Source organism: Mesorhizobium sp. W067 (assembly GCF_054719525.1).
This window is the reverse complement of record NZ_JBTTII010000001.1, coordinates 2289739-2305147: the sequence shown is the minus strand read 5'-3', so window position 1 is coordinate 2305147 and position 15409 is coordinate 2289739. Positions and strand designations below refer to the sequence as shown.

Here is a 15409-nt window from a genome sequence, read left to right as displayed (position 1 = left end):
GCAATGCAAGACCTGCTTCTCAGCTATTATGGCGACGACCTCACCGGCTCGACCGACGTCATGGAAGCGCTCGAACTCGGCGGCGTGCCGACCGTGCTGTTTATGCGCCAGCCGGACGCGGCCATGCTTGCGCAGTTCGCACATTGCCGAGCCATTGGCCTGGCCGGCACCAGCCGCAGCGAAACCCCGCAATGGATGGACACGCATCTCACCGACGCTTTCGCCTGGCTGAAGGCGCTGAATGCCCAAATCTGCCACTACAAGGTCTGCTCGACCTTCGATTCCAGCCCGGCGATCGGCAGCATCGGCCGGGCGATCGAGATCGGCCGCTCGGTCTTCGCGCAGGACAGCGTGCCGCTGCTGGTCGGGGCGCCGCAGCTCAAGCGTTACACTGCCTTCGGCCATCTGTTCGCCGCCTATCGTGAAAAGTATTTCCGCATCGACCGCCATCCGGTGATGAGCCGCCATCCGACGACGCCGATGGATGAATCCGACCTGCTGATCCATCTGTCGCGGCAGACGGAGCTCACGTCGGGGCTGGTCGATCTCGCGACGTTGCAGTCGGTGTCGCGCTCGGAAGCCTTCGACCGCTTGCTCGCCGAGGGGACCAACATCGTACTTGTCGATGTCGACAGCCGCGAGACGCAGGCGCTTGCCGGCAAGGAGATATGGCGCGCCCGCAAGCCGGGCGGTTCGTTCGTCGTCGGCTCGTCCGGGATCGAATATGCGCTGCTGGCCGAATGGGTGTCGAACGGGACCGTCAGAGCTGAACCAAAATTTTCACCGCCGGGTGCTGCCGACCGGATCGCGGTCGTCTCGGGCAGTTGTTCGCCGACGACCGAACGACAGATCCGGCACGCTTTGACCGACGGCTTCGATGGCATCGAGGTCGATCCCGTCGAACTGATCTCCGAAGCTTCCGGAGATGCGATCGCACGCGCGACGGCAGCCGGTCGCGCCAGCCTGGAAGCCGGGCGCAGCGTCGTTCTCTACACGGCCCTTGGACCCGCGGCCGATAGGGGGGGCGAAATCGACCGCCAGGAAGGCGCCCGCCACAAGCTCGGGCGGGGCCTCGGCGAACTGCTTCGCGCGCTGACCATCGAGCAGAAGTTGCAGCGCGTGGTCGTTGCCGGCGGCGATACGTCGAGCCACGCGCTCGGCCAGATGGGTGTCGATGCGCTGACCGTGCGGATGCCGTTGCCGGCGTCGCCGGGCTCGCCGCTTTGCGTCGCTCACTCGCGTATTGAGGCGATCGATGGGCTGGAGGTGGCGCTCAAGGGCGGGCAGGTTGGAACCGACCGCTATTTCAGCGCCATCCGCGACGGCCTTAGCAGCTGACAACGCGTCGCTCCGGCAACCGCGAGATCCATCCGTGGCTCCCTGGCGCCGAAGCCTTTTTGTCGCGTATGTTGACGTTAAATTCACATAAAGATATGAGTTCTTTGTTGCGGCGAGGTGCTTTTGCCGTTTTTCCCCTTGCTCAATCGGGGTTGTCGCCATGTGTTTCGCCCTTGCATCAGACTGCAGGATCGCCCTGTAGCAATCGCCAGTTGCTGAAAGAGGCGGTGATCATGCCCAGCCTGCTCGGAATCGATAACGGCCTCACGGTCACCAAGGCGGTCATCTTCGATGCCGACGGCACGCAATTGTCCGTGGCGCGTCGCCGGGTGCCGCAATCGATGCCCCACGCGCGCTGGGTGGAGCGCGACATGTCAGGCCTGTGGCAAGCAACCGCCGACGCCATCAAGGAGGCGATCGCGCTCTCCGGCAGGCCGGCGGAAGACATCAAGGCGGTGGCGGCGACCGCGCATGGCGATGGTCTCTATCTGCTCGATCATGATCGTCAGCCTTTGGGACCAGGCATCCTGTCGCTCGACAGCCGCGCCGGCGACATTGTCGACAGGTGGTCCGCCGCTACCGTTTCCACCGATGCGCTGGCGACGACAGGCCAGACGCCGCATGTTTCGGCACCGTCGGCGCTGCTGGCATGGCTCAAGCAGAACGATCCTGATCGCTATGGCCGCATCGGCCATGTGCTGGCCTGCAAGGACTGGCTGCGCTTTTGCCTGAGCGGCACGATCGGGACCGACCGCACGGAGGCAAGCACCTCATTCACGGATTTTCGCACGCAAGCCTATGCGCCTGAAGCGCTGCGCATCTTCGGGTTGGAGGATCTGTTCGACGCGCTGCCGCCGGTGGGGCATTCGGCTGACGTCGCCGGTCAAGTCACCGCCGATGCCGCCGAAAAGACCGGCCTTCCCAAGGGAACACCGGTCGCCTGCGGCCTGCACGACGTGGCCGCCTCGGCGCTTGGCATGGGCGGCCATGAGGAGGGCGTGCTCGCCATCGTGGCCGGCACGTATTCCATCAACGAAGTCGTCTCTTCGCAACCGCGCGTCGACCGACGTTGGTTCTGCCGCAACGCCATCGATGCGGGCCGTTGGAACAACATGTCGATCTCGCCGGCCTCGACAGCGAACTACGACTGGTTTCTCGACACCTTCTGTCGCTTGGAGCAAGACAGGACAAACGCGGATCGCGGCTCCCTCCACGAATTGCTGGCGGGAGAGATCGATGCGGCGTTGAAGAAGCCTTCGACCATCCTGTTTCATCCCTATCTGTTCGGCTCTCCCTATGGCGATTTGGCCAGCGGCAGCTTTGTCGGCCTGCATGGCTGGCACAATCGCGGCGACATGCTGAAGGCGGTTCTGGAAGGCATCGCCTTCAATCACCGCACCCATGTCGAGGCCTTGCGCGACGGCTTTGCCGTCAGCGAGATCCGCCTGACCGGGGGCGGCTCGCGTAATCCTGCTTTCGTCCAGATGTTTGCCGACGTGCTGAACGCCCCGGTCACCGTCACCTCGACGGATGAGACCGCGGCCCTCGGTGCCGCGCTTTGCGCAGGTGCTGCGGTCGGCTTGTTCAAGACGCCGCAAGAGGGCGCCAGGCAGGTCGGCATGACGGAGCGGACGTACCAAACCGTGCCCGCCTCCAGTGCTGTGTTCAATGAGCGGTTTTCGCTCTACTGCCGCATAGCCGAGCAGCTGAAGTGGCATTGGCCTGATATCGAAAGGCTGGCGGGGGTAAACGCATGATCAAGGCCGACGAACGACGCGAAGAGATCGCCGATTATGTGATCAAGCTCGGCCAGGTGCGCATCGATGATCTGGTCGAGCATTTCGGCGTGTCGCGCATGACCATCCACCGGCATATCGACCGGCTGGCGCAGCAGGGCGTGCTGCGCAAGCTGCACGGTGCGGTGACGGTCCAGCCTTCCGGCCTCTACGAGAGCGCTTTCCGCTACCGGGTGACCGTCAATCGAGCCGAGAAGGATGCACTGGCGCGAGCGGCACTGGATTATATCGAGGCCGGCCAGGTGGTGATGCTGGACGATTCATCGACGGCAAACGCGGTCGCGACGCTGCTGCTCGACGTCAAGCCGCTGACCGTCATTTCCAACAGCGTCTCGACGGCGGGCCAATTGATCAATGTGGACGATATGGATTTCATCTGCCTCGGCGGCCAGTATCATCCCACTTACAATGCCTATATCGGCATTGTCTGCGAGAACGCCGTGGCGCAGTTGCGCGCCAATGTGCTGATCTGTTCGGCTTCGGCCGTCACCGGAACCACGGCTTTCATCCAGGATCCGAATGTCGTGCGGGTCAAGCAGGCGATGATGACCGCCTCCGTGAAGCGCATCCTTTTGGTCGACCACGCAAAATTCGACCGGATCGCGCTGCATGTCTTCGACGATCTGACCAGTTTCGACGCCGTGCTGGTGACCGAGGGCCTGGGCGATGCGCAGGCGCAGAGCCTCGAACGGGCGGGGGTGAAGTTGCGCATCGTCAAGACGAAGGCGCCATGAACCCAGCAGATGGAGCCGGGGCGGACAATCCCGCCGGGCGTCTCGCCGCGATGGCCGGGACCGGCGAAGTCGACGTCGTCATTCTTGGCGCCGGCATCAACGGGGCTGGGCTGTTTCGCGATCTGTGCGCGCAAGGTGTCAGCTGCCTGATCGTCGAAAAGGCGGATTTCGGCTCGGGCACCAGTGCCGCGCCGTCGAGGCTCATCCACGGCGGCTTGAAATATCTCGAGACCGGCGAGTTCGGGCTGGTGGCGCAGTCGACGCTCGAACGCAATCTGCTTCTTCAAAACGCGCCGCACTATGTCAGCCCGCTGCCGACCGTCATCCCGATCTTCTCGTGGAGCAAGGGCATGCTCGCGGCGTTGCGAACGCTGTTCGGCTCGACCAGCGCGCCGCGCAGCCGCGGCGCCATACTGATCAAGATCGGCTTGATGATCTACGATTTCTACGGTTCACGAAACCAGGTCATGCCGCGCCACCGCATGGTCGGGCGGCGGCAGGCGCTTGTTGAGATGCCGGCGCTCAATCCGGCGATCGTCGCCACCGGCACCTACTACGACGCCAAGATAAGTCACCCGGAAAGGCTGGTGCTGGAACTGATCCTCGACGGCTTGCAGGCTCACGCGGCGTCTGCCGGTGCCAACTACACGACACTGGCGGCTTCAGCCAATGGCGTGCTCACATTCCAGCCGGAAAACGGCGCGGCCTTTTCGGTGCGGCCGAAGCTGGTGGTGAACGCCGCCGGTCCGTGGATCGACGACGTCAACGCGCTGCTTGGTGCTCCATCGAAGATGATCGGCGGCACCAAGGGCTCGCATATCCTGTTAAGGCATGACGAACTGGTCAAAAGCCTCGCCGGGCGCATGCTCTATTTCGAGGCCGATGACGGCCGCATCTGCCTGGTCTACGACTATCTCGGCCTGGCGCTGGTCGGCTCGACCGACATCAAGGCCGACAATCCGGACGCGGTCCGCTGCGAACCCGAAGAAGTCGACTATCTGCTCGACAGCGTGCGAACGCTGCTGCCGGGCATGGCGTTCGAGCGCGACCAGATCGTCTACGCCTATAGCGGCATCCGGCCGCTGCCGACGTCTGAAGCAGCGACGCCCGGACTGATCAGCCGCGATCATTCAGCGCCCGTTGCCGAGCCGGACGGCAACAGGCCCTTTGCAGTCATTTCGCTGGTCGGCGGCAAATGGACGACGTTCCGCGGCTTTGCCGAGGAAGTCACTGATACCGTACTCAAGCGCTTGCAGCGCAGCCGCAAGGTGACGACGCGAGCCATGCCGATCGGCGGTGGGCGGGATTTTCCGGCCAATGCCGCCGCGCGGGCGGACTGGCTGGCTGAGGCACAGCAGGCGACGGGCGCCGGGGAAGGGCGCCTTGATCAATTGCTGTCGCGCTACGGGACCAGAGCCGTTGAGATCGCCAGGCACGGGTCGGATGATGAGGGTTGCCTGCCGGACTCCGGCGGCTACGGCAAGGCGGAAATCGACTACATCGCGCGCAACGAGTTCGTCGAACATCTGGCCGATGTCGTTATGCGCCGCAGCACGTTGGCGATAGGCGGCTCGCTGACGAGCCGCGACCTGCAGGAGATTGCCGCGATCGCGGGGCGGGCGTTGGGGTGGAGCACCGAGCGCCTCGCGCGGGAGGTTGAAGCCGCTGTTGTCGAGCTCGAGGGCAGGAATCTGATGCGGCTGGACTGATCGCTCCATTGCCGACGCCGATAGCTTTTCCTGAGGCAACCCATCGGTTTGCCCTCGTTGGGCCGTGTTGCTCCAAACTTCCCATCTTACACCCACGATTTTGCCCGCGCCTACGGGTTCTTGCCACCACTGGGATGAGATAACACAAATTGACGTGAAAATAACGCCGCCATATGGTCATATTATATGCTTACCTTCTAATAGCCGCGTTGGCCGCCGAACGTCGGCTGAAGGCTACCATCTGCGGAGGGATTGACAGCGATGCAAAGGTATGAAAATTTTTGCACACAAAGATAATATTATCACCCTGGGGAGGGAATGGCTTGAATTCCGGCGGATCCGCGAACCGCGACCATGAGTCCAGCCTCGCCACGCGCGCGGCCTGGCTCCACTATGCCGGTGGTCTGACCCAGGCCCAGGTGGCCAAGCGGCTTGGCCTGACCAGCCTCAAGGCGCATAGGCTGATCACCAAGGCCAACCAGGAAGGTCTGGTCAGGGTCTTCATCGACGGCGAGGTCGCCGAATGCGTCGACCTTGAACAGCGCCTGATCGCCGCCTACGGGCTCGATTATTGCGAGGTGGTTCCCGATCTCGATCAGGACGAACTGCCGTTGAAGGGGCTGGGCATCGCCGGCGCCCAGTTCCTGAAGCGCGAAATCGATCGCGGCGAAGACATGCTGATCGGCGTCGGCCACGGCCGCACGCTAGCGGCCAGCGTCGAGTATCTGACGCGCACCACTGCTGCCCACATCCGTTTCGTCTCGCTGCTTGGCGGCGTGACGCGCAAATTCGCCGCCAACCCGCACGACGTCATGCATCGCCTGGCCGAGCGCACCGGCGCGCAGGCCTTTGTCATGCCGGTGCCTTTTGTCGCCAACACCGCCGAGGACCGCGAGGTGCTGCTTGGTCAGCGCGGCATCAGCGATGTCTTCGCTCTCGCTAGCCGCTCCGACCTGATGTTCGTCGGAATAGGCACGGCCGAGCGGGAGGCGTCGCTGGTTGCCACAGGCATGATCGAGCCGTCCGAAATCGACGATGTCAAACGGGACGGCGGCGTTGGCGAGTTGCTGGCGCATTTCTTCGACGACAAGGGGCGCCCGGTCGAAACAGCGCTGTCGGAAAGAATCCTGGCGCTTCCGCGAGACCAGTTGAAGGGCCGCAGGATCGTTGCCGTCGCCGGCGGCAAGGTGAAGGTACGCGCCATCAAGGCGGTGCTCGAAAGCCGTTATCTCAGCGGCCTGATCACCGATGAATGCACGGCGCGCGCGCTCGTCGAACTCAGCCGGCTCGATGATGCAGCCGGTGCCACGAAGCGCCGCGTGAACGGAGGATCTTCGAATGCGTGACAACGGACAATCCGCATCGCTGGCGGTTGCATCATGAGCGCGAACGCTGCCTCCGCCCGGCAAGCTTCGCCCGGCCTGCGCCGCGCACTTGCCGGCGCCGCGGTTGTGGTTCTGCTTGGCGCCATGGCGCTCGACACCAAGGTGATCAAGATCGGCTCCGCCGGCGATGTCCGCAACGCCGTCTTTTCCGCCGCCGACTATGGCAAGTCGGAGTTTCCCAAGGTGCAGGCCGATGTCGAGGCGCGTGCCGCCGACGCCGCGACGATCGCGACTGCGATCGCCAAGGACAGGGCGACCGCCGAAAAGGAATATGGCGTACCTGCGGGTGTCGGACCGGTCATGTCGGTCAAGTTCACCGGCGTCGTCGGTGAGGGAAAGTCGGGCATCTACAAGGTCGCCGTCGATGGTTTGCCCGACACGTTGACGGTCCGCGTGCAGACAGGGCCGGCGATCAACGGAACCGAGCTTCGCGACGCCACCGGCAAGATCACCTTCGGTCAGTTCACCAACCAGATCGAGTATCAGGACGCCGGCTCGGCGCTGAACAACGAGATGAAGAAGGAGGTGCTGGCGAAAGTCGACACCAGCGCCTTGACCGGCAAGACCATAGCGGTGGTCGGTGCCTTCAAGCTGGTCAATCCGAAGAGCTGGCTGGTTACGCCGGTGAGGCTGGAGGTCAAATGAATTCGGCTTCCGGCACAGAACCCGCGACTGGCGACGCCGTGCTGTCGGCGCGCAATGTCGTCATGTCGTATGGCGGCGTTCACGCCCTCAAGGGCGTCAACTTCGACATCCATCGCGGCAAGGTCACCACCCTGTTCGGAGAGAATGGCGCCGGCAAGTCGACGCTGATGAAGATCCTGTCCGGCGTGGTCACGCCGACATCCGGCGACATCGTGCTCGACGGCAATCTCGTCAGCTTTTCCTCGTCTTCGGACGCGCGCGACCGCGGCATTTCGATCATCCACCAGGAGCTCAGCCTGGCGCCGAATCTGAGCGTTCGCGACAACATCTTCATGGGCCGCGAACTGCGCACCAGAACCGGCCTCGACTTCGCCGAGGAGTCGCGCCAAGCGCGGGCGCTGATGGCCGACCTCGAAGAAGACATCGATCCGATGACCTTGGTGGAGGACCTGCGCCTGGGGCAGCAGCAGATCGTCGAGATCGCACGCGCGCTATCGGTCGACAGCCGCATCCTGATCATGGACGAGCCGACCTCCGCGCTGAGCGCCACGGAGGTCGAAGTGCTGTTCAAGGTGATCCGCGATCTGACCAGCCGCGGTGTCTCCATCGTCTACATCTCGCATCACCTCGAAGAGGCGCTGCAGATCACCGACTACGCCGTCGTGCTGCGTGACGGGGCGATCACGGCGACGGCCGAAGCCAAGGACATCGACCTCGAATGGATCGTCCGCAACATGGTGGGTGAGAATTTCGACCTCGGCTCGCCGCCGACCGGCCATGCGTTTGGTGAGGTCGCGCTGTCGATCGAGGATGTCAGCGTCACCGACGCTTCGGGTTCAGGCTACGTCGTCGATCATCTGTCGCTGGATGTCAAAGCGGGCGAGATCGTCTGCATCTATGGGCTGATGGGCGCGGGCCGCACGGAATTGCTGGAGGCCGTCGCCGGCCGTGTGCCCATGGCGGGCGGGCGGGCGCTGCTGGAGGGTGAGGACGTTTCGGGACTGACCATTGCGCAGCGCATCGCCCGAGGTCTGGTTCTGGTCCCCGAGGATCGCCAGCGCGATGGCCTGGTTCAGACCATGACCGTCGGCCGCAACCTGTCGCTTGCCAGCATCGAGGCATTCGCCAAGGGGCTCTTCCTCTCCCGGCAGAGGGAGCGCGCACTGATCGACGATTCGATCCGCAAGGTGACCATCAAGACCGCGGGCGGCAACGCCATGATCGGATCGCTGTCGGGCGGCAACCAGCAGAAGGTCGTCATCGGCAAGATGCTGACGACGAATCCCAAGGTCATCCTTCTCGACGAGCCGAGCCGCGGCATCGACGTCGGCGCGAAGGCCGAAGTCTTTCGCTTGCTCAGCGAGCGTGCCGCGCAAGGCCTGGCGGTCGTCTTCTCGACCTCGGAGGTCAATGAGTGCCTCAGCATCGCCCACCGCATCGTCGTCATGCGGCGCGGCAAGATTTCAGCCGAATTCGGCGCCAACGCCACCAAAGAGCAGATCATGGCCGCCTCCGGCGAAGCCGTGGTCGCCTGACCACAGAATTTCCGGAGCCCCGACCCATGAGCGATGTCAGCCAGGCCAGCAAACAGTCCAGCCCCAATGCGGGCGGAGAGGGCTTCGACGTGGCCAAGCTGCTGCTCGAAGGCCGGGCCTTCTTTGCCCTGATCGTCATCATTGTCGTCTTCTCGATCCTGTCGCCCTACTACCTCTCGGTGGCGAATTTCCTGACCATGGCTTCGCATGTCGCCATCTTCGGGATTCTCGCCATCGGCATGCTGCTCGTCATCCTCAATGGCGGCATCGACCTGTCGGTGGGGTCGACGCTCGGGCTTGCCGGCGTCGTCGCCGGTTTTCTGATGCAAGGCGTGACGCTGACCTGGCTCGGCGTCGTTCTCTATCCGCCGGTCTGGGTGGTCGCGGTGCTGGCCTGCATGCTGGGCGCCGCTGTCGGGCTGATCAACGGCGTGCTGATCGCGCGGTTCAAGGTTCCGGCCTTTGTCGCCACGCTCGGCGTCATGTACATGGCGCGCGGCCTGGCACTGCTGATGACCAGCGGCCTGACCTACAACAATCTCGGCGGCAAGCCGGAGTTGGGCAACACCGGTTTCGACGCGCTTGGCTTCAACCGTCTGTTCGGCGTGCCGACCGGCGTGGTGGTGCTGGCGGTCATCGCGCTGATCGGCAGCATCGTGTTGAACCGCACCGCGTTCGGGCGCTGGCTCTACGCCTCGGGCGGCAATGAGCGCGCCGCCGAACTGTCCGGCGTTCCGGTCAAGACTGTGCAGATTTCGGTCTATGTGCTTTCAGGCATCTGTGCCGCCATTGCCGGCCTGATCCTGTCCTCGCAGTTGACCTCGGCCGGACCGACCGCTGGCACCACTTACGAACTGACGGCCATCGCCGCCGTCGTCATCGGCGGCGCCGCACTCACCGGCGGGCGCGGCAACATTCGCGGCACCCTGCTCGGAGCCTTCGTCATCGGCTTCCTGTCCGACGGTCTGGTGATCATCGGCATCTCATCCTACTGGCAGACAGTGTTCACCGGCGCCGTCATCGTGCTCGCCGTGCTCCTCAATGCCGTTCAGTATCGCCGCCGTAGCAAGCTTCCAGCTTCGACGGGCGGCCAACCGACTTCTCAGAAACGGGGGAAGGCCGAACCGGCCAATCCTGCCCAAGGGAAGACTGCCAGCTGACTGGCAGCAGGACCGCGTAAAATCATTGGAGGAATGTACATGAAAATCGTGCTTAGAAGTTTGCTTGCCGCCGCGATGGTGGTCGGGTTTAGCGCAGCCGCATCGGCCGCGGGCCTGATCTCGATCATCGTCAACGATCCGGCCAACCCCTACTGGCTGACCGAAGGCAACGTTGCCAAGGCCGAAGCCGAAAAGCTTGGCTATACAGCCAACGTCGCCGCCCACAAGGGCGACACCAATACCGAAAGCAATCTGATCGACACCGCCATCACCAACAAGTCGGTGGCGATCATCCTCGACCCGGCCAATGCCGATGGTTCGGTCGGCGCGGTGAAGAAGGCGATTGCCGCCAACATCCCGGTTTTCCTCGTCAATGCCGAGATCAACCAGGAAGGTCTTGCCAAGGGACAGCTCGTCTCCAACAACGCCCAGGGTGCGGCTCTCGGTGCCCAGCAGTGGGTGCAGGCGGTCGGTGAAAAGGGCAAGTATGTCGAACTGCTCGGCGCCCCGTCGGACAACAACGCCGCCACGCGCTCGAACGGCTACGCGACTGTGCTCAGCCAGTATCCGGATCTCGAAAAGGCCGCTTCGCAGGTCGCCAACTGGGATCGTACCCAGGGCCATGACAAGATGCAGAGCATGCTGCAGGCCAATCCCGACATCATCGCCGTGATCAGCGGCAACGATGAAATGGCGCTTGGCGCGGTTGCGGCGCTGAAGGAAGCTGGCAAGCTCGCCGGCATCAAGGTCGGCGGCTTTGACGGTTCCCCGGATGCGGTTGCGGCCATCAAGTCCGGCGAACTGCAGTACACCGTGCTTCAGCCGGTGGCCATCTTCTCGGCCAAGGCTGTGCAGCAGGCCGACTCGTTCATCAAGTCGGGCGCTACTGGCGCCACCAGCGAGAAGCAGCTGTTCGATTGCCTGCTCATCACCAAGGACAATGTGGACAAGTACACCGCACCCTTCGTGCTGTCGGAATAAAAACCTGCTCAGGGGGTGTCCTTCGCGGACACTCCCTGGCTCTTCCATGGCTTCGAGACAACAAAGACTGCTCCTTGTGACTTGCCTTCATAACCATCCGGAACTTGCGGCATGAAAGACCTGCTGATCGGGATCGACGCGGGAACGTCCGTGATCAAATCGGTCGCTTTCGATCTATCGGGGCGGCAGCTCGCCATGGCATCGGTGACCAACAGCTTCGTCACGCTGGAAGGCGGCGGCGCCGAACAGGACCTTAATCAGACCTGGCGCGACATGGTGCTGACCGTTCTCGATCTGGCGACGAAAATTCCAGACCTCGCGCGGCGAACCGCGGCCGTCGCGGTCACCGGGCAGGGCGACGGCACCTGGCTGATCGATGGCGACGGCATGCCGGTCGGGCGCGCGTGGCTCTGGCTCGATGCGCGCGCCGGACATCTGGTGGACGAGATGCGCGGCGATCCCCGGGATCGCACGCGGTTCGAGATCACCGGCACCGGGCTCAACGCCTGCCAGCAGGGCGCTCAGCTCAGCTGGCTGAAGAAAAACAGCCCGGAAATCCTGGAGCGCGCCGCCACTGCCTTTCACTGCAAGGACTGGCTCTATTTCAAGATGACCGGCGAGCGCGCCACCGATCCTTCGGAGGGAACATTCACCTTCGGCGATTTCCGCGCGCGCAGCTATTCCGACGAGGTGCTCGACATTCTCGATCTGACGTCGCACCGCCGCCTGCTGCCCCCCATGCTCGAAGGCACGACCGACCATCATCCGCTTTCTGCGTCGGCAGCAGGCGAGACCGGCCTGCTTGCGGGCACGCCGGTGGTGCTGGGCTATGTCGACATGGTCAGCACCGCGCTCGGCGCCGGCCTCTATGATCCAAGCGGCAATGTTGGCTGCACGGTCATCGGCTCGACCGGCATCCACACGCGCCTGGCGCGCACAGCCGACGATGTCATCCTCAACGACAACGCGTCCGGCTACACGATCGCCATGCCGGTTCCCGGCGCCTATGCGCAACTGCAATCCAACATGGCGGCGACGCTCAACATCGACTGGCTGCTCGGCCTGGCGCGCGACGTGCTGACCGCCAGCGGCGCCAAGCCTTCGCGCGACGAATTGCTGAAAGCGCTCGATGTCTGGGTCGAAGGATCGGAACCGGGGTCGCTGGTCTATCAGCCCTACATCTCGCTTGCCGGCGAACGCGGACCGTTCGTCGATCCAGACGCGCGCGCGGGCTTCATCGGGCTTTCCGTCAAGCACGGTTTTGGCGATCTGGCGCGCGCAGTTCTCGAAGGATTGGCCTTCGCGGCCCGCGATTGCTACCAGGCAATGGGCAGCGTGCCCGGCGAAATCCGCCTGTCTGGCGGCGCCGCGCGCAGCCCGTCGCTGCGCCGTATCATCGCTGCGGCGACCCGCGCGCAAGTCAGGACCAGCAGCCGCCAGGAAGCCGGCGCCGCGGGTGCGGCGATGATGGCCGCGGTCGGGCTCGGCGTCTATCGCTCCATGGATGATTGCTGCGCCGAATGGGTGACGCCGCTTCTGGGCGAATGCGACGCCTATGACGAGGCGCTTTCCCAAACCTACGATGCGCTGTTTCCATCCTTCGTCGCGGCGCGCCAGGCGCTGCGGCCGGTGTGGAAGGGCATGGCGCACCGCACAGGAGCAAAGTCTTGAGTGATACGTCAGATATTGTCGATCTCTTCGTGATCGGCGGCGGCGTCAACGGCGCCGGCATAGCGCGTGATGCTGCCGGTCGCGGGCTGTCGGTCATCCTGTGCGAGAAGGACGATCTTGCACAAGGCACCAGCTCGCGCTCCGGCAAGCTGGTGCATGGCGGTCTGCGCTATCTCGAATATTACGAGTTCCGGCTGGTGCGCGAAGCGCTGATCGAACGCGAGGTGCTGCTTGAGGCGGCGCCGCACATCATCTGGCCGATGCGCTTCGTGCTGCCGCACAGCCCCGAAGACAGGCCGGCATGGCTGGTTCGGCTCGGGCTGTTTCTCTACGACCATCTTGGCGGCCGCAAGCGGTTGCCGGGAACGAGGACGCTGAACCTGAGGACCGCGCCGGAAGGGGAGCCGATCAAGGACGAATTCAAGCGCGGCTTCGAATATTCCGACTGCTGGGTCGATGACGCCAGGCTGGTGCTGCTCAATGCGCTCGACGCCAGTCAGCGCGGCGCAAAAGTCTTCACCCGCACCGCCTGTATTGCTGCCCGGCGCGAAGGCGGCATGTGGTCCATCGACATGCAGGATGGCCGCACCGGTGCGGTGACGAAGGTCCGCGCACGCGGGCTGGTCAATGCGGCTGGGCCGTGGGTGAATGACATCGTCAGCCGCGTCGCCGGGCAGAATTCCACCCGCAACGTTCGCCTGGTGAAGGGCAGCCATATCGTCGTGCCGAAATTCTGGGAGGGGCGGCAGGCCTATCTGATCCAGAACAACGACAAGCGGGTGATCTTCGTCAACCCGTATGAGAACGATCTGGCGCTGATCGGCACGACGGACATTCCCTACGAGGGCCGGCCCGAAGAAGTGGCGGCCGAGGCCAGCGAAATCGATTATCTGATCAAGGTGGTCAATCGCTATTTCAAGCGACAGCTGACCGCGAAAGACGTGGTTTACAGTTTCTCGGGCGTGCGTCCGCTCTATGACGACAATGCCGACAACCCGAGCGCGGTGACGCGCGACTACATCTTCGAACTCGACGCCCCGAACGGTGGCGCGCCGCTGCTTTCTGTGTTCGGCGGCAAGATCACCACCTTCCGCAAACTGTCCGAACATGCGCTGGAAAAGATCCAGCCCTTCTTTCCGACCATGAAGAAGGCCTGGACAGCCAAAATTCCCCTGCCGGGAGGCGACCTGCCCAACGCGGATTTCGAGCAGTTCCTGGGCGATCTGCACGCCGAGTTTTCGTGGCTTAGCCCGTCGCTGGTGAAGCACTATGCCCGCAGCTACGGCACGCGCACGCGCGCCTTGCTGAAAGGCGTAAAAGGCGAAGCCGATCTCGGACGTCGTTTCGGCCCGGATTTCTATGAGCTCGAAGCTGTCTTCCTGTTCGAGACCGAATGGGCGATGACCGCCGCCGACGTTCTCGAACGCCGGACCAAACACGGGCTGCATATCAATGCGGCCGAGCGGAAAACATTCCAAGACTGGTGCACAAAGACAATGGCGGCGGTGAACTGATGGCCTTCACGCTTTCGCTGAACACCAACCCGCTGGTCAATCGCTTCGCCGATCCCGACGATCTGATCGACGCCATTGCCTATGGCATCGGCATCCGCGACGTGCAGCTGACGCATGAATTCGTCAATCCGGGCTGGCCGGCGGCAACGATCGCCAAGTTCGTTCGCCTGTTCAACAGCGCCCTGGCGCGGACCGGCGTGCGGATCACTTCGGGTATGACCGGTCCCTATGGCCGGCTCAATCATTTCGGCCATCCGGACGCGGATGTGCGCCGCTATTATGTCGATTGGTTCAAGACCTTCGCCGACATCTCCGCCGAACTCGGCGCGTCGGGCATGGGCACGCAGTTCGCCATATTCACCTACAAGGATTTTGACGATCCAACCCGGCGCGCAGCACTTCTCAACATCGCGCTCGAATGCTGGCGCGAAGTGGCCGAGCACGCCAAGGCGGCGGGCCTGACCTACCTTTTCTGGGAACCGATGTCGGTCGGCCGCGAGTTTGGCCACACGATCGAAAGCTGCGTCGAATTGCAGGGCGCCATCGATGCGGCCAAGCTGCCGATCCCGATGCAGATGATGGTCGACATCGACCATGGCGACGTGACCTCGCCCAATCCTGACGACACTGATCCCTATGCCTGGGCGAAAGCGTTCCCGTTGCAATCGCCGATCATCCACATCAAGCAATCGTCGATGAACAAGGGCGGGCATTGGCCGTTCACCGCCGCCTACAACAAGGATGGCCGCATCATCCCGCAGAAGCTGCTCGATGCCGTGCGGGCGGGTGGCGGAACCGACAATGAGATCTGCCTTGAACTTTCCTTCCGGGAGAGGGAACCGGTCGATCATCAAGTTATTGCCATGATCCGCGAGTCGGTGGATTTCTGGGCGCCTTACATCGACAGCGGCCGCAACGATCTCAAGCCTCGCGCCTGACGC

12 protein-coding genes are annotated in these 15409 nt (G+C 63.4%); all 12 read left to right on the top strand.

Features of this window, described 5'->3' with window-relative positions:
- Positions 1-3: 3 nt before the first annotated feature.
- The 12 genes from ACYG97_RS11420 (at position 4) to ACYG97_RS11365 (ending at position 15406) form a co-directional block, all read left to right on the top strand.
- Positions 4-1338, top strand: a complete 1335-nt coding sequence (locus ACYG97_RS11420) for a four-carbon acid sugar kinase family protein (protein ID WP_023733708.1) — start codon at positions 4-6, stop codon at positions 1336-1338.
- A 233-nt stretch (positions 1339-1571) separates the two neighbouring features.
- Positions 1572-3095 carry an FGGY-family carbohydrate kinase gene (locus ACYG97_RS11415; protein WP_023733707.1) on the top strand — a complete coding sequence of 508 codons (1524 nt, stop codon included), beginning with the start codon at positions 1572-1574 and terminating at the stop codon, positions 3093-3095.
- Positions 3092-3868 (top strand): DeoR/GlpR family DNA-binding transcription regulator, encoded by a 777-nt coding sequence (locus ACYG97_RS11410; protein ID WP_031201827.1) that lies wholly within the window; start codon positions 3092-3094, stop codon positions 3866-3868. The genes ACYG97_RS11415 and ACYG97_RS11410 overlap by 4 nt, the downstream gene beginning before the upstream one ends.
- Complete coding sequence (locus ACYG97_RS11405; RefSeq protein ID WP_460221578.1) at positions 3865-5577, top strand: glycerol-3-phosphate dehydrogenase/oxidase; 1713 nt, start codon at positions 3865-3867, stop codon at positions 5575-5577. Before ACYG97_RS11410 ends, ACYG97_RS11405 begins: the two co-directional genes overlap by 4 nt.
- Positions 5578-5900: 323 nt before the next feature.
- The gene (locus tag ACYG97_RS11400) at positions 5901-6923 is read left to right on the top strand and encodes a sugar-binding transcriptional regulator (RefSeq protein WP_023733705.1); all 1023 of its coding nucleotides are present in this window, start codon (positions 5901-5903) and stop codon (positions 6921-6923) included.
- A gap of 33 nt (positions 6924-6956) precedes the next feature.
- On the top strand, positions 6957-7607 hold the full coding sequence (locus ACYG97_RS11395) for a DUF2291 family protein (RefSeq protein WP_023733704.1): 651 nt from the start codon (positions 6957-6959) through the stop codon (positions 7605-7607).
- Positions 7604-9142, top strand: coding sequence for a sugar ABC transporter ATP-binding protein (locus ACYG97_RS11390; RefSeq protein WP_023733703.1), 1539 nt, complete (start codon positions 7604-7606; stop codon positions 9140-9142). Before ACYG97_RS11395 ends, ACYG97_RS11390 begins: the two co-directional genes overlap by 4 nt.
- A gap of 26 nt (positions 9143-9168) precedes the next feature.
- Positions 9169-10302 (top strand): ABC transporter permease, encoded by a 1134-nt coding sequence (locus ACYG97_RS11385; protein WP_023681691.1) that lies wholly within the window; start codon positions 9169-9171, stop codon positions 10300-10302.
- Positions 10303-10341: 39 nt separating this feature from the next.
- The gene (locus tag ACYG97_RS11380) at positions 10342-11283 is read left to right on the top strand and encodes a D-ribose ABC transporter substrate-binding protein (RefSeq protein ID WP_081725422.1); all 942 of its coding nucleotides are present in this window, start codon (positions 10342-10344) and stop codon (positions 11281-11283) included.
- A 111-nt stretch (positions 11284-11394) separates the two neighbouring features.
- On the top strand, positions 11395-12954 hold the full coding sequence (locus ACYG97_RS11375) for an FGGY-family carbohydrate kinase (protein WP_023730751.1): 1560 nt from the start codon (positions 11395-11397) through the stop codon (positions 12952-12954).
- The gene (locus tag ACYG97_RS11370; protein WP_023714403.1) at positions 12951-14468 is read left to right on the top strand and encodes a glycerol-3-phosphate dehydrogenase; all 1518 of its coding nucleotides are present in this window, start codon (positions 12951-12953) and stop codon (positions 14466-14468) included. The genes ACYG97_RS11375 and ACYG97_RS11370 overlap by 4 nt, the downstream gene beginning before the upstream one ends.
- A complete protein-coding gene (locus ACYG97_RS11365; RefSeq protein WP_023733702.1) occupies positions 14468-15406 on the top strand; it encodes a sugar phosphate isomerase/epimerase family protein in 939 nt (312 codons plus the stop codon). Before ACYG97_RS11370 ends, ACYG97_RS11365 begins: the two co-directional genes overlap by 1 nt.
- The last annotated feature ends 3 nt before the right edge of the window (positions 15407-15409 follow it).

Excerpts from the sequence above, each read along its gene's own strand:
- ACYG97_RS11420 (WP_023733708.1), top strand. The coding sequence starts at position 4 with ATGCAAGACCTGCTTCTCAGCTATTATGGCGACGACCTCACCGGCTCG.
- ACYG97_RS11415 (WP_023733707.1), top strand. The coding sequence starts at position 1,572 with ATGCCCAGCCTGCTCGGAATCGATAACGGCCTCACGGTCACCAAGGCG.
- ACYG97_RS11410 (WP_031201827.1), top strand. The coding sequence starts at position 3,092 with ATGATCAAGGCCGACGAACGACGCGAAGAGATCGCCGATTATGTGATC.
- ACYG97_RS11405 (WP_460221578.1), top strand. The coding sequence starts at position 3,865 with ATGAACCCAGCAGATGGAGCCGGGGCGGACAATCCCGCCGGGCGTCTC.
- ACYG97_RS11395 (WP_023733704.1), top strand. The coding sequence starts at position 6,957 with ATGAGCGCGAACGCTGCCTCCGCCCGGCAAGCTTCGCCCGGCCTGCGC.
- ACYG97_RS11390 (WP_023733703.1), top strand. The coding sequence starts at position 7,604 with ATGAATTCGGCTTCCGGCACAGAACCCGCGACTGGCGACGCCGTGCTG.
- ACYG97_RS11385 (WP_023681691.1), top strand. The coding sequence starts at position 9,169 with ATGAGCGATGTCAGCCAGGCCAGCAAACAGTCCAGCCCCAATGCGGGC.
- ACYG97_RS11380 (WP_081725422.1), top strand. The coding sequence starts at position 10,342 with ATGAAAATCGTGCTTAGAAGTTTGCTTGCCGCCGCGATGGTGGTCGGG.
- ACYG97_RS11375 (WP_023730751.1), top strand. The coding sequence starts at position 11,395 with ATGAAAGACCTGCTGATCGGGATCGACGCGGGAACGTCCGTGATCAAA.
- ACYG97_RS11365 (WP_023733702.1), top strand. The coding sequence starts at position 14,468 with ATGGCCTTCACGCTTTCGCTGAACACCAACCCGCTGGTCAATCGCTTC.